Origin of the sequence: Bacillus tuaregi (genome assembly GCF_900104575.1) — a bacterium.
Lineage (GTDB): Bacteria > Bacillota > Bacilli > Bacillales > Cytobacillaceae > Bacillus_BD > Bacillus_BD tuaregi.
Genome location: NZ_LT629731.1, coordinates 736562 through 750529 on the forward strand (window position 1 = coordinate 736562; position 13968 = coordinate 750529).

The 13968-nt window shown below is 44.6% G+C and carries 14 protein-coding genes and 1 pseudogene; all 15 read left to right on the forward strand.

Going from position 1 to position 13968, the window contains the following annotated elements:
- Positions 1-56 precede the first annotated feature (56 nt).
- Positions 57-875 (forward strand): prolipoprotein diacylglyceryl transferase, encoded by an 819-nt coding sequence (lgt, locus tag BQ5321_RS05705; RefSeq protein ID WP_071393593.1) that lies wholly within the window; start codon positions 57-59, stop codon positions 873-875.
- 73 nt (positions 876-948) lie between these two features.
- On the forward strand, positions 949-1905 hold the full coding sequence (locus BQ5321_RS05710; RefSeq protein WP_071393594.1) for a nucleoside recognition domain-containing protein: 957 nt from the start codon (positions 949-951) through the stop codon (positions 1903-1905).
- Positions 1895-2545 (forward strand): pyrophosphatase PpaX, encoded by a 651-nt coding sequence (gene ppaX / locus BQ5321_RS05715; RefSeq protein WP_071393595.1) that lies wholly within the window; start codon positions 1895-1897, stop codon positions 2543-2545. Before BQ5321_RS05710 ends, ppaX begins: the two co-directional genes overlap by 11 nt.
- Positions 2542-3045 (forward strand): acyltransferase, encoded by a 504-nt coding sequence (locus BQ5321_RS05720; RefSeq protein ID WP_071393596.1) that lies wholly within the window; start codon positions 2542-2544, stop codon positions 3043-3045. The genes ppaX and BQ5321_RS05720 overlap by 4 nt, the downstream gene beginning before the upstream one ends.
- Before the next feature lie 419 nt (positions 3046-3464).
- Positions 3465-4652, forward strand: coding sequence for an ATP phosphoribosyltransferase regulatory subunit (locus BQ5321_RS05725; RefSeq protein WP_071393597.1), 1188 nt, complete (start codon positions 3465-3467; stop codon positions 4650-4652).
- On the forward strand, positions 4649-5290 hold the full coding sequence (hisG, locus tag BQ5321_RS05730) for an ATP phosphoribosyltransferase (RefSeq protein ID WP_071393598.1): 642 nt from the start codon (positions 4649-4651) through the stop codon (positions 5288-5290). Before BQ5321_RS05725 ends, hisG begins: the two co-directional genes overlap by 4 nt.
- A gap of 34 nt (positions 5291-5324) precedes the next feature.
- A complete protein-coding gene (gene hisD, locus BQ5321_RS05735; RefSeq protein ID WP_071393599.1) occupies positions 5325-6590 on the forward strand; it encodes a histidinol dehydrogenase in 1266 nt (421 codons plus the stop codon).
- Between the two features lie 102 nt (positions 6591-6692).
- Positions 6693-7283, forward strand: a complete 591-nt coding sequence (gene hisB / locus BQ5321_RS05740; RefSeq protein ID WP_071393600.1) for an imidazoleglycerol-phosphate dehydratase HisB — start codon at positions 6693-6695, stop codon at positions 7281-7283.
- Positions 7284-7901 carry an imidazole glycerol phosphate synthase subunit HisH gene (gene hisH, locus BQ5321_RS05745; protein ID WP_071393601.1) on the forward strand — a complete coding sequence of 206 codons (618 nt, stop codon included), beginning with the start codon at positions 7284-7286 and terminating at the stop codon, positions 7899-7901.
- 25 nt (positions 7902-7926) lie between these two features.
- On the forward strand, positions 7927-8658 hold the full coding sequence (gene hisA / locus BQ5321_RS05750) for a 1-(5-phosphoribosyl)-5-[(5-phosphoribosylamino)methylideneamino]imidazole-4-carboxamide isomerase (RefSeq protein ID WP_071393602.1): 732 nt from the start codon (positions 7927-7929) through the stop codon (positions 8656-8658).
- Positions 8658-9416 carry an imidazole glycerol phosphate synthase subunit HisF gene (gene hisF / locus BQ5321_RS05755; protein ID WP_071393603.1) on the forward strand — a complete coding sequence of 253 codons (759 nt, stop codon included), beginning with the start codon at positions 8658-8660 and terminating at the stop codon, positions 9414-9416. Before hisA ends, hisF begins: the two co-directional genes overlap by 1 nt.
- Positions 9413-10063: pseudogene (gene hisIE / locus BQ5321_RS24625) on the forward strand (bifunctional phosphoribosyl-AMP cyclohydrolase/phosphoribosyl-ATP diphosphatase HisIE). Before hisF ends, hisIE begins: the two are co-directional and overlap by 4 nt.
- Before the next feature lie 200 nt (positions 10064-10263).
- The gene (locus tag BQ5321_RS05765) at positions 10264-11763 is read left to right on the forward strand and encodes a tetratricopeptide repeat protein (RefSeq protein ID WP_071393604.1); all 1500 of its coding nucleotides are present in this window, start codon (positions 10264-10266) and stop codon (positions 11761-11763) included.
- Between the two features lie 198 nt (positions 11764-11961).
- Positions 11962-12915 (forward strand): thioredoxin-disulfide reductase, encoded by a 954-nt coding sequence (gene trxB / locus BQ5321_RS05770; RefSeq protein ID WP_071393605.1) that lies wholly within the window; start codon positions 11962-11964, stop codon positions 12913-12915.
- Between the two features lie 481 nt (positions 12916-13396).
- Positions 13397-13855 carry an NUDIX hydrolase gene (locus tag BQ5321_RS05775; protein WP_071393606.1) on the forward strand — a complete coding sequence of 153 codons (459 nt, stop codon included), beginning with the start codon at positions 13397-13399 and terminating at the stop codon, positions 13853-13855.
- Positions 13856-13968 lie beyond the last annotated feature (113 nt).

The window sequence follows — 13968 nt, forward strand, 5'->3', positions numbered from 1 at the left end:
GAAGAGAGCTTTGAATGCAGTCATGATAGGATGATGTTGTAAAAGGAGTTGTAGTAATGGAGGAGAGTATTCAACCGCTTGATCCGATAGCCATTTCGCTCGGACCCATACAGGTTCACTGGTACGGGGTTATTATTGGAGTGGGAATTGCGCTTGGATTATATATAGCGATTAAGGAGTCAGAGAGGCGTGGGCTTGATAAGGAGCTGTTCACAGACCTGATGCTGTGGGCGATTCCGATTTCCATCCTGTCCGCTCGACTTTACTATGTTTTATTCGAATGGGAATATTATGCTCGCTATCCGGGCGAGATTATGGCCATTTGGCATGGAGGCTTGGCGATCCATGGTGCTTTAATCGGTGCGGTAATCACGGCGATTGTTTTTACTAGAAAGAGAGGCGTTTCCTTTTGGAAGCTGGCCGATATTGCCGCCCCAAGTATTATTCTAGGTCAGGCAATCGGCAGATGGGGAAATTTCATGAACCAGGAAGCGCATGGCGGAGAAGTAAGTCGTGCCTTTCTTGAGAATCTGCATTTACCGGAATTTATTATCAATCAAATGTATATTAACGGGGTCTATTACCATCCCACCTTTTTATATGAATCACTGTGGAATTTACTGGGCTTCATTCTATTAATGGTTTTACGAAAAGTAAATCTAAAGCGGGGCGAGCTATTCCTATCCTATGTTATTTGGTATTCAATCGGACGCTTCTTTGTTGAAGGCATGAGAACAGACAGCTTAATGCTAACAGAGAACATTCGGATGGCCCAAACGATTTCAGTTGCACTTATTTTGCTCGCCGTCATTTTACTTGTCTATAGAAGAGTGAAGGGATACGCAAGCATTCGTTATTTAGATAACAAGAGCTAAGCTTGTGAAATCGCTATTCAAAAATAAAGGGGAGTTGTCGTTGGTAAGACAACGAAGAGAAGGATGAGGAGCTATGCTAGGAACCATTAAAAACGGCTGTATGGTCGGTCTCAGGGTAACCTGGACGTTTGGAAAAATTATTTTTCCCATCACACTGATGATCACGATTCTGCAGCATACCCCTGTCTTACCATGGATAATCGATAAAATTGCACCATTCATGAGCTTGTTCGGTCTCTCGGGGGATGCAGCGATTCCGCTTGTATTAGGGAATGTATTAAATATTTATGCGGCAATCGGAGCGATATTATCACTTGATTTTACGGTTAAAGAAGTTTTCATCATTGCCGTCATGCTGTCTTTTTCCCACAGCATGATTCTTGAATCAGGGGTGGCAATCAAGACAGGCGTTAAGCTTTGGGTTGTTCTTTTAGTTCGTATTAGCTTGGCGATCCTTTCGGCGCTTGTCATTAACCTTGTATGGCAGGGTGGCTCAGAGCAGGCTCAATATGGCTTCGTGTCTGCTTCACAAAGTAATGAAGCGGTGACAGGCTGGCTGCAAATCGGCTCGGCTGGACTGCAGTCAGCCATTATGGGTGTTGTGCAGCTGGCGATGATTGTCATTCCGCTTATGATTGGTATCCAATTTCTGAAGGATTTGAAATGGATTGATGTTTTTTCAAAATGGATGGCACCCATCACTCGTTCCCTAGGAATGAATCCCAATACATCGACCACCTTGGCAGCTGGCTTATTGCTAGGTCTTGCCTACGGGGCAGGGGTGATGATTCAGGCTGTCAAGGAGGACGGCGTCAGCAAGAAGGATTTAACGATTGCCTTTATTTTCCTTTCCGCCTGCCATGCTGTGATTGAGGATACGCTGATTTTCGCTCCGCTTGGCATTCCGGTGCTGCCGCTCTTGTTGATCCGTCTGGTAGTGGCGGTTGTGTTAACGGCTTCGGTTGCGCTTATTTGGAATCGATCTATTATGGCAAAGACAAGGAGTAAAGAAATAACCTATGAACAATAAGATTACAACATTATTATTTGATTTAGATGGTACATTAGTGGATACAAATGAATTAATTTATACCTCCTTTCAGTACACGCTAGACCAGTATTATCCTGGTCAATACAAACGAGAGGATATCCTTCCGTTTTTCGGACCCTCTTTAACTGACACCTTTAGTGGAATCAATCCGGAAAAAGCGGAGGAAATGATTAAGGTTTACCAGACGCATAATAAGGCCCATCATGATCAGCTAGTGTCGATTTTTCCAGGTGTTTTTGAGACCGTTGCGAAGCTGAAGGAAGAGGGCTACAAGCTTGGAGTCGTGACAACGAAAAGGACAGAGGTAGCGAGGATGGGCTTGAACCTGACGAAGCTGACTCCATTCTTTGATGCCTTCATCGCGTTTGAGGACGTGGAAAAAACAAAGCCGGATCCAGAGTCCCTTTTTAAAGCGCTCGATATCCTTGACGCTCGCCCAGAGGAAGCAATCATGGTCGGGGATAATTTTCATGATATTTTGGCCGGAAAAAATGCCGGTATGAAAACAGCCGGTGTATCCTGGACCATCAAGGGTGTTGATTATTTGAAATCCTATGAGCCGGATTATATCCTCGAATCGATGAATGACTTAATGGATATTGTTGAGGGGCGAAAATGAGAAATACGGAGCGGTACCCTGTTGAAGGACCGAATTCACTCTGGCATGTCTACAAAACCGTTCCGTTTTGGAAGGTCATCAAAAACTTTGTCGTTATTCAATTAGCCCGTTATAGTCCCTTTCTTGGTCTGAAGAATTGGCTATACAAGCATTTTCTCGGGATGAAGGTGGGCGAGCAAACATCGTTTGCGTTGATGGTGATGCTGGATATTATGTTCCCTGAGAAAATCAGTGTCGGGCGTAATACAGTGATTGGCTATAATACAACGATTCTTGCGCATGAATACTTAATTAAGGAATATCGTCTGGGAGATGTGAAAATTGGCAGCGAGGTCATGATTGGAGCCAATTCCACGATTCTTCCTGGCGTCACGATTGGAGACGGTGCTATCGTTTCAGCTGGCACCCTCGTCCATAAAGATGTACCGGCCGGAGCCTTTGTCGGAGGAAATCCAATGAGAATGATAAGAGAAGATGCTCAGGAGCTTCTGCAGGACTAGAGCATCTCATCGACGTTTATTTCGGTAAACGCCAACCGGATTGGATGGAAGGTGACAGACGCCCATAATTGGTGCGCTGTCACCTTTTTTGTTGATGCAGAATGCTTGGCTAAAAGCAGCCAGGCCAGATATTCACTGGCACTAAGCTTAGCTTCTAGCAAGCAAGGCTGAAAATAGGTAAATTAGTCAGAACAAAGGCTCTACTCAGACAAAAACTAGTAAAAACCAATAATATCTGTCCAAAACCGAGCCCTACCCTACACAAGCCCCGTTCCCCCGGCAAGCAAGGCTGGTTAGTTTTTCCTTGACAACTATCGACAGATAGCGATACAATATCTTCAACTTACTACCACATTAGCGAACTAAAGCAAAACTGAAATTTCAGTACGCAGTGTGATGAACAGAGGTGTTCTTAGCAAATGAGCCGTTTATTTATGTTTGAAAAACCACTAGGCATGCGAGATACATTACCAGGATTATATGAGACAAAGCACAAAATCCGCCATGCTATCGGAGATGAAATGAAAAAATGGGGCTATCAATTTATTGAAACGCCTACTTTAGAATATTACGAAACCGTTGGTGCAGCTTCGGCCATCCTCGATCAGCAGCTTTTTAAACTGCTCGACCAGCAGGGTCATACGCTTGTCCTTCGACCAGATATGACGTCGCCAATTGCCAGAGTTGCAGCCTCCAAGATGCTAAAGGAAATTACGCCATTACGGCTTGCCTACACTGCCAATGTATACCGTGCCCAGCAGCGCGAAGGCGGGCGTCCGGCTGAGTTTGAACAAATTGGCGTTGAGTGCATCGGGGACCACACCATTAGTGCTGACGGGGAAGGCATTACCCTCCTCATCTCTTCATTAGAAGCATCAGGCCTGAAGAATTTCCAATTATCTGTCGGCCATATTGGCTTCGTTAAAGAATTTTTCAGCGATATCTTAGGCACGGAGGAGCGTGTCAATGCGCTTACGACCTTTTTATATGAAAAAAATTATGTCGGCTACAGAGAGCACGTCAAACAATTACCGTTATCTTCTATTGATAAGCAGCGTCTGTTAGATTTCTTAAATCTACGCGGAGGAGAAGAGGTCATTGAAGCAGCCTACCGTCTGCTTGAAAACGGCAAAGGACGCCAGGCATTAGACAATCTAAAGCAGCTTTCGGAGACACTCGCAGATTACGGCGATGCAGGGGCAAGAGTGAAGTTTGATTTATCCCTTGTCAGTCATATGAGCTACTATACTGGAATTCTATTTGAGGTATATGCGGACCAGGTCGGCTTCCCAATTGCCAGCGGCGGACGTTATGACCAATTGCTGAGCAAATTTGGCAAGGATACGGGTGCAACCGGTTTTGCTATCCGCCTTGATCGTTTAGTAGAAGCACTTGGTACGATTGAAGCTCGTGAGCCTGTTCAATGTATCTTATTCAGTGCCGAGCGCAGAAAGGAAGCCTACGCTTTAGCTGTGGAAAAAAGAAACAGCGGAATAAAGGTGGTCCTTCAGGACATTAACGGAGTTGAAAATCTTGATGCCACAACAGAGCTTTACGATGAGGTTACGATGCTAGTCGGAAAAGCAGGGAAGGAGACAGCGCAATGAAAGAGCCGTTAACAATTGCCATGCCGAAAGGGCGTATTTTTGAAGAAGCGGCGGCATTGCTTCGTGAAGCAGGCTTCAAGCTGCCGCCGGAATTTGATGATTCACGGAAATTAATTATCGATGTCGAAGAGGAGAATTTCCGTTTTATCCTCGCGAAGCCGATGGATGTGCCAACCTATGTTGAGCATGGTGTCGCAGACCTTGGGATTGCCGGAAAGGACGTCATGCTTGAGGAAGACCGTGATGTCTATGAAGTACTTGATTTGAAAATCAGCCACTGCTACTTAGCGGTAGCGGGGCTTCCAAATACGAAAATGAATGATGTAGCGCCGAAAATTGCCACGAAATATCCGAATGTTGCTTCAAAATATTTTCGTGAGCAGGGTGAGCAGGTTGAAATCATTAAGCTGAATGGCTCAATTGAGCTGGCACCGATGATCGGTCTTGCTGACCGTATTGCCGATATTGTCTCAACAGGCAGAACACTAGTGGAAAATGGGCTGGTTGAATATGAGCAAATCGTTGATATCACTTCACGGCTGATTGTCAATCCAGTCAGCTACCGCATGAAGGATAAGCGAATTAGTGAATTAGTGGAACGAATTGCCGACGTGCTGAACCAGAAAGCAACGGTATAAAAAGTTATCAATCTTTTATGTTAGGATGAGTACGGTGAAAATCATAACGATAAATGAAGGCATTTCAATTAAAAGATCGGTCGACAGCGGAACAGAAGAGCAGCGAAAAATTGTAAAAGACATTATTGGAAAGGTCAAAAACAATGGTGACGAGGCGTTAAAGGCCTATACGGAAAAATTTGACCGTGTCCAGCTCACCAATCTTGCTGTCACAGAAGCAGAAATAGAGGAAGCCTACAGCCAGGTTTCAGAGGAAATCATCGCGATTATAAAAGAAGCAGCGGATAATATTCGTTCCTTCCATGAAAAGCAGCTACGTAACTCCTGGATTACAACCGAGAAAAACGGAACCGTGCTGGGACAGAAAATCACACCGCTTGATTCTGTCGGTGTTTATGTACCAGGCGGAACGGCTGCCTATCCATCATCCGTGCTAATGAATGTCGTACCAGCACAGGTAGCAGGAGTGGAACGGATTGTCATGGTATCACCACCAGGCGTATCTGGGAATCTACCAGCAGGCGTTTTAGTTGCCGCGAAGGAAGCGGGTGTAAAGGAAATCTACAAAGTAGGTGGGGCTCAAGCGATTGCTGCGCTTGCCTATGGAACCGAATCGATTCAATCCGTTGATAAAATCACAGGTCCGGGCAATATCTTCGTTGCCCTCGCAAAACGAGAGGTTTTCGGTGATGTCGATATTGATATGATTGCCGGACCAAGTGAAATTGCTGTTTTAGCAGATGAAACAGCAAGAGCCAATGAAATCGCAGCCGATTTGCTGTCACAGGCAGAGCACGATGCGCGCGCCTGCAGTGTGCTCGTGACACCATCTCGTAAGCTTGCAGAAGCGGTTGCACAGGAAGTCGAAAAGCAGCTGGCAACCTTACCGCGTAAAAGCATTGCCGCTCAATCGATTGCAGATTACGGCGTGATTTATGTAACCGAAACAGAAGCAGAAGCGATTGAAACAATCAATCAATTAGCACCAGAGCATTTGGAAATCATGATGGAAAATGCGATGGAAAAGGTTGGTCAAATCCGCCATGCCGGAGCGATTTTTGTCGGCAGATACTCTTCAGAGCCTGTCGGCGATTATTTTGCCGGACCAAACCACGTCCTTCCGACAAACGGAACCGCTCGTTTCTCAAGTCCGTTAAATGTCGACGACTTCCAAAAGAAATCAAGCATCATCATGTACAGCGAACAAGCATTCAATGAAAATAGCGAAAAAATTGCGGCATTCGCCCGCCTCGAAGGCCTCGAAGCCCATGCCAGAGCCATCGAAGCCCGAAAACAATAAGAAGCAGAGGGACGTTTCTTCTGCTTCCTTTTCAACTAACAGTAGCATTATATGTATAAAATCGCTCACGACATAAACGAGCCAGGATAGGGAGATAGGATCATGACAAGAAGCGCATCGATACAGCGAAAAACCAATGAAACAAGCATCGAGCTTGAGCTTAACATTGATGGCTCAGGCCAATCTCAATTAGAAACCGGAGTACCCTTTTTAAACCATATGCTCGATTTGTTTGCCAAGCACGGTCAATTTGATTTAACCGTTAACGCAAAGGGAGACATCGAGATCGATGATCACCATACAACAGAGGATATCGCGATTTGCCTTGGACAGGTGTTTAAAGAAGCACTCGGTGATAAAAAAGGCATTAAACGATATGGGACCTTCTTTGTCCCTATGGATGAAACCCTTGCCCAGGTGGTGGTTGATTTAAGTAACCGTCCGCATTTAGAAATCCGCGGTGCTGATTTTCCAAGTCAAAAGGTGGGTACCTTTGATACCGAGCTTGTCCATGAATTCTTGTGGAAGTTCTGTCTAGAGGCCCGGATGAATCTGCACGTGATCGTCCATTATGGTCAAAATACACACCACATGATTGAAGCTATTTTCAAAGCGATGGCAAGAGCGCTAGATGAAGCGACCATCATTGACCCACGGGTAAAAGGTGTTCCATCATCAAAGGGGATGTTATAAATGATAGGAATTGTTGATTATGGAATGGGGAATTTGTTTAGTGTCAGCCAGGCATTAAAGCGTCTCGAGGTGCCCTTCTTTCTTTCTGAGGACCCAGCTGAGCTGGCGAAGGCCGACGGGCTCATTTTACCGGGTGTCGGTGCCTTTAAGGATGCGATGGCTCGTCTGAATGAATCAGGATTAACAGACTTCCTGCATGACTATGTAAAAACAGGTAAGCCGCTCCTAGGCATTTGCCTTGGCATGCAGCTGCTTTTTGAAGAAAGTGAAGAGGGCGGAATGACAAAGGGACTTGCACTGCTTCCCGGACGTGTGGTCCGTTTTCAAGGACAAACGGAAAATGGTGAGCCCTACAAGGTGCCACATATGGGCTGGAATCGTTTAAAATGGGAAAGTAGCTCTCCCATCACCGCCAACCTGGAAGAGGATTATGCTTATTTTGTTCATTCCTATTATGTCAAAACCATTAATAGAGAGATTCTCATCGGAACGGCCTCGTATCATGAAGAGGTTCCGGCAGTAGTCGGTCTTAACAACGTCTTCGGCATGCAGTTCCACCCGGAAAAAAGCAGCAAGCTTGGCGTCGAGCTGTTAACAAACTTTACGAAACTAGTATAAAGGCAGTGGAAAGGGGAACGGATTGATGGCTTTTACAATATATCCTGCTATCGATATGAGAGGCGGGAAGTGTGTTCGGTTAATTCAAGGTGATTATAATCAGGAAACGGTGTATGGGGATTCTCCGTTTGATATGGCCAAGTCCTTTAAGGATGCGGGAGCGCAGTGGATCCATATGGTTGACCTTGACGGTGCGAAGGACGGCAAGCGCGTAAATGATACGTTCGTTATCCAAGCAGCAAAGGAGCTCAATGTGAACGTCCAAATTGGCGGGGGCATCCGTACAGAAGCGGATATCGCTCATTATTTAGACAATGGCGTCACAAGAGTCATCATCGGCAGCATCGCGATTTCCAATCCAGAGTTTGCGATTGAAATGGTGAAGAAGTACGGCAAGCAGATTGCGATTGGCCTTGATGCGAAAAACGGCTATGTTGCCACACACGGCTGGTTAAATACCTCGGAAGTCAAAGCGGTTGAAGTCGGTAAACGCTTTGCCGATGCCGGTGCAGAAACGTTTATTTTTACCGATATTGCGACAGACGGTATGCTGTCAGGTCCTAACATTGACGCCGTAAAGCTTCTGGCTACTGAAACAGGCAAGCAGGTGATCGCTTCAGGCGGTGTTAGCTCGCTTGACGATTTAAAACGTCTAAAGGAATTTGAAGCAGCCGGCGTAAGTGGTGCAATTGTCGGAAAAGCCATTTACGAAGGCCGATTCACGGTTTCTGACGCCTTGAAAGAGGTTGGTGTATAATGATTACGAAACGGATTATCCCATGCCTTGATGTAAAAGATGGACGAGTTGTGAAAGGAATTCAATTTGTGCAGCTTCGTGATGCAGGCGATCCAGTCGAACTGGCGCGTTTTTATGATGAGCAAGGCGCAGATGAACTGGTATTTCTTGATATTTCTGCCTCCCATGAAGGTCGCAAAACCATGGTGGATGTCGTTAAGGATGTGGCTTCAGAGCTGGCGATTCCGTTTACCGTCGGCGGCGGTATCAACTCACTCGAGGATATGAAACGGATGCTGCGGGCGGGTGCGGACAAGGTTTCTTTAAATACAGCCGCAGTCAACCGCCCGGAGCTGATTACAGAGGGAGCTGACTTTTTCGGCACTCAATGTATGGTCGTGGCCATTGATGCGAAATATGACGAAGAATTGGGCTCATGGCGCGTTTACACGCATGGTGGCAGAACGCCGGTCGATAAAGAAGTCATTGCCTGGGCTAAGGAAGTGGTCGAGCGCGGTGCCGGCGAAATTCTGCTCACAAGCATGGATTCTGACGGCGAGAAAAAAGGCTTTGACCTGGCGCTAACAAAGGCTGTCAGCGAAGCCGTGACCGTACCCGTTATTGCTTCTGGCGGTGCCGGCAATGCCGAGCACTTCGAGGAGGCGTTTAAAGAAGGCAAAGCAGATGCCGCTCTTGCCGCTTCTATTTTCCACTATAAAGAAACCTCCGTCCACGAGGTTAAGGCCTATTTACGGGAAAAAGGTGTGAATGTTAGATGAACTTGGAACAGGTTAAATACGACTCACAGGGCTTAATCCCGGCAATCGTCCAGGATGCCAACACGAAGGAAGTCTTGACACTTGCGTATATGAACAGGACTTCGCTGCAGAAATCAATTGAAACAAGAGAAACCTGGTTTTATAGCCGCTCACGCCAGGAGCTGTGGCATAAAGGGGCAACAAGCGGAAACACACAAAGGATTGTGGAGATGAAGCTTGATTGTGACCGTGATGCCATCGTTGTGCTCGTTCATCCAGCTGGTCCTGCTTGCCATACCGGTGCAGTCAGCTGTTTTTCAGAGCCGATTTTAGAGGAGGAATAAAAAGTGACAAAGGAAGCAAAGCTCGAGGATTATCAAATACTCATCGATTTAGAAAACATTATTGATCAACGTGAAAAAGAACGCCCAGAAGGTGCCTATACGACCTATCTATTTGAAAAAGGCGTCGATAAAATCCTGAAAAAAGTCGGTGAAGAAGCGTCTGAAGTCATCATTGCGGCGAAAAACCGTGATCCTGAGGAATTAAAATGGGAAGCTTCCGACCTTTTGTACCATTTGCTAGTTCTGCTGCGTGAACAGGAGCTGCCATTCAAGGAAGTACTCCAGGTTCTCCAGGAAAGACATCTGCAGAAAGAAAGTAAATAATTTTCGGTGCCTGACACCACAAAAAGACACGGTCCTTTTGTGGTGTCAGGCACCTTTTTTTACCTCCGTATTATTTTACAAACAGCCACTTTCTGCGATGGGGAGGGTATGTTATAATTGTTTGGTTGAGCAAAAAACATAGTCTCGTGAACGAAGCGAGTTTCTATAAGTAAGTTAATTTGTACTATTTGGAGGATTACATGAGTAAAAACTCTCAAGCTAAAAAATCAAAAGGACAATTATTGTCATTTATCCCTACGGGTGAATATTATTTTTCAAAGGGCTTGAAGGCTTTTCACCGTCGTGATTTTCATAAGGCAATCAAATATCTAAAACGGGCGATGCAGCTTGAACCGGGTGAACCGATGATTGTCTGTCAATTAGCCATTATTCATACAGAGCTGGGAGAATATCAGGAATCCAATAAGCTGCTTCATTTCATTCTCGAAGAGCTGGATGAAGAGATGATGGAGTGCCACTATTTCCTAGCTAATAACTATGCGCACCTAGGCTACTTTAAGGATGCCTATGCACATGTGACCCTCTACCTAAAGGAAGAGGAAAGCGGTGAATTTGTTGAAGATGCAGAGGATCTTCTTGAGGTTCTGACCCTGGAGGCAGATGATTTAGATGAAGTGCTATATGAGCAGGACGATTTAATGGTAAAGCAGGAGCAAGCGAGAGACTTACTTGAATCAGGACATTTTCCAAAGGCGATTGAGCTTCTAGAGGATGTGATTGAGGAGTTTCCGGAATATTGGTCTGCCTATAACAATTTAGCCCTTGCTTATTTTTATTTAGGTGAGCTTGAAAAAGCGGACGAAACGTTGGAATTGGTGCTGGAGCGAAATCCAGGCAATCTACATGCGATGTGTAACAAGCTTGTATTTGCCTATTTCCAGAAACAGAAAGAGGAAACCGCTGCGATTGCGGATATCTTGAAAAAAGTAAAGCCAATGTTAACGGAGCATCAATTTAAGCTTGGGGCGACCTTTGCCTTAATTGGTGAGTATGAGCCTGCTTATCGCTGGTTCCGAAAGCTTCATAAACAAGGATATGAGGGTGATGGTTCCTATTATTACTGGTTCTCCTATGCGGCCTATTTTACTGGCAAAGAGCAGCTTGCCCACTCCCTATGGGAAAAGGTGTTGGAGATGAACCCTGGTAAGGAAGGACTTGAGCCTTGGAATGAAGAGCATCCGAGTGCGAACGGCTTTGAGGAGTATAACACCTCCATTCTCAAAAAGCTTGAAAGTGATTATATCGAGGAAAGATTGTTTGCTCTGTTCCTTATTTCGCTTTCTGAGCAAAAGGAAACCCTGTTAACCTCACAGGAAGTCGTGAAAAATCATAAATTTTCGACACTGGAAAATCAATATGTAAACATGGTGAAAGTGGGCAAGATAGATAGTAGTCAGCTTGTGGTGGCGCACGAAACAGCAAAAGCTCTATACGAGCACCACCATCCGATTGGAACGGTTGAAGCAGGGCTATATTTAATGTGGTTTTCGATCTTTGTTGAAATGAGCGAAGCGAAGATTGATTTGAAAAATAAGGACGCACTAGCAGCTGCAACGGAATACATGTGGAAAAAACTTAGAAATGAAAAATCATCGCAAAAGCTAGTGGCGCAGCAATACGGATTGTCGCCATCTACATTGCAAAAATACATCAAATTAGTAAATGGATATTTACAGTGAGCAAATGGTTGGACATCTGAAGTGATGTTTAATAGGATAGGGATAGGGGTATTTGACCACAATATGAGGAAAACGGTTTGACCAATATAAAAGGTATCAGACAGCGCTATTTTTGTAGCTAATACCAAAGGCAGTATAATGGATAAATCCTTTGGATGCCTGACACCTAATGGTGACCGAAAGAGGAGGATTTCAGACGTGACGGAAGAAAAAATTTATGATGTGATTATTGCAGGAGCCGGACCTGGCGGTATGACTGCTGCTGTATATACTTCACGAGCTAATTTGTCTACGCTGATGATTGAACGTGGAGTGCCTGGCGGTCAGATGGCAAATACAGAAGAGGTAGAAAACTATCCTGGTTTTGAAACGATTCTTGGTCCAGATTTATCAACCAAAATGTTTGAGCATGCGAAAAAGTTTGGTGCTGAATATGCATATGGTGATATTAAAGAAATTATTGATGGTAAGGAATATAAAACGGTTGTTGCCGGCTCGAAGCAATACAAAGCTCGTGCGGTAATCATTTCAACCGGTGCTGAATATAAGAAAATGGGTGTTCCTGGTGAAAGTGAGCTGGGTGGACGCGGTGTCTCCTACTGTGCCGTATGTGACGGAGCTTTCTTTAAAAACAAGGAATTATTTGTTATTGGTGGCGGAGACTCGGCTGTAGAGGAAGGCGTATACTTAACAAGATTTGCGAGTAAGGTAACGATTGTTCACCGCCGTGATGAGCTTCGTGCGCAAAAAATTCTTCAGCAGCGTGCCTTTGATAACGAAAAAATCAATTTTGAATGGAGCCATGTCCTGAAATCGATTAATGAAAAGGATGGCAAGGTTGGCAGTGTGACGTTAACTTCAACTAAGGATGGAGCGGAGAAAACATTGCCGGCAGATGGTGTCTTCATCTATATCGGAATGGTGCCGCTGTCCAAGCCGTTTGAAAGCCTTGGAATTACGAATGAGGCTGGCTATATTGTGACAAATGAAAAAATGGAAACAAAGGTACCAGGTATCTTTGCTGCCGGTGATATTCGTGAGAAGACACTTCGTCAGATCGTGACAGCAACAGGTGATGGCAGTATTGCTGCCCAAGCGGCTCAGCATTATGTAGAAGAGCTGATGGAAGAGCTAAAGGCAGAAGCAAAATAAGCGAGGCATAGGCCTATCACCTATTCAAAATTCACTTGGATTTAACTGTTTTGTAACAAGAACGAAATATAATTACGGTATGATAAAAATAGAAATTGACCCCCTTTAAGATAGTTACTTATTCTAAAAGCACAGGCTGCTGGCCTGTGCTATTTTTTTTTCGTAAAATATATTCTTTATAAAGAACAAATGGAGTTTTGTTAATTTTGAGTAGGTTGATTTTCGTTTCAGGCACAAAGAGTTTAGCATAGCCGTAGAAAAAAATAATCCCTTATATCTGCTAGTTTGGGTGTGGTAAGATGGAGACTATATCCATTGTGACGACCCCATAAAAATAGTATAATATATGGAAATAGTTGAGTTTAAACTAGGGATCACCCCCTGAATGTGTACGAAACCAAACATTGATTCATAACTCTAGGAATAGAATAATTGATAATCTATAAATTACTGTTGTTTTCTGATTGTGAGGCGAGCCGTGATGCAGCGAGTAACGAATTGTGTATTGTTAAAGGATGATAAAGTATTATTGCTACAAAAGCCGCGCCGTAATTGGTGGGTGGCACCGGGCGGTAAAATGGAGCCGGGTGAATCGGTTAGAGATTCCTGTATCCGTGAATTTAGAGAAGAAACAGGGATTTATTTACGCAATCCCAATATTAAAGGAATCTTTACCTTCATCATGAAGGATGGCGATCAAATCGTCAATGAATGGATGATGTTCACATTTTTCTCAAGGGATGCCGATGGCTTAAGTTTAGATGAATCGGATGAAGGAATTATCCGCTGGCAGCCTATCAATGAAATAAGAAAACTGCCAATGGCCGAAGGTGACTACCATATCCTAGACTACATGATCCACGGAAACGGAATCATCTACGGAACCTTCACCTACACACCAGACTTTGAATTACTCAGCTATCGACTAGACCCAAGTTAAAGGGCTGATAGTTAGTTGGACAGTTGGTTAGGGGTTAGTAAGCTTTTTTGATTTTTCTAACCAACGAACCGCTAACCAACTAACTTTTATTATTACAAGGAGGAGGAAAACAA

Bases quoted from the DNA above. Each gene is read 5' to 3' on its own strand.
- lgt (WP_071393593.1), top strand. From the start codon at position 57: ATGGAGGAGAGTATTCAACCGCTTGATCCGATAGCCATTTCGCTCGGA.
- BQ5321_RS05710 (WP_071393594.1), top strand. From the start codon at position 949: ATGCTAGGAACCATTAAAAACGGCTGTATGGTCGGTCTCAGGGTAACC.
- ppaX (WP_071393595.1), top strand. From the start codon at position 1,895: ATGAACAATAAGATTACAACATTATTATTTGATTTAGATGGTACATTA.
- BQ5321_RS05720 (WP_071393596.1), top strand. From the start codon at position 2,542: ATGAGAAATACGGAGCGGTACCCTGTTGAAGGACCGAATTCACTCTGG.
- BQ5321_RS05725 (WP_071393597.1), top strand. From the start codon at position 3,465: ATGAGCCGTTTATTTATGTTTGAAAAACCACTAGGCATGCGAGATACA.
- hisG (WP_071393598.1), top strand. From the start codon at position 4,649: ATGAAAGAGCCGTTAACAATTGCCATGCCGAAAGGGCGTATTTTTGAA.
- hisB (WP_071393600.1), top strand. From the start codon at position 6,693: ATGACAAGAAGCGCATCGATACAGCGAAAAACCAATGAAACAAGCATC.
- hisH (WP_071393601.1), top strand. From the start codon at position 7,284: ATGATAGGAATTGTTGATTATGGAATGGGGAATTTGTTTAGTGTCAGC.
- hisA (WP_071393602.1), top strand. From the start codon at position 7,927: ATGGCTTTTACAATATATCCTGCTATCGATATGAGAGGCGGGAAGTGT.
- hisF (WP_071393603.1), top strand. From the start codon at position 8,658: ATGATTACGAAACGGATTATCCCATGCCTTGATGTAAAAGATGGACGA.
- BQ5321_RS05765 (WP_071393604.1), top strand. From the start codon at position 10,264: ATGAGTAAAAACTCTCAAGCTAAAAAATCAAAAGGACAATTATTGTCA.
- BQ5321_RS05775 (WP_071393606.1), top strand. From the start codon at position 13,397: ATGCAGCGAGTAACGAATTGTGTATTGTTAAAGGATGATAAAGTATTA.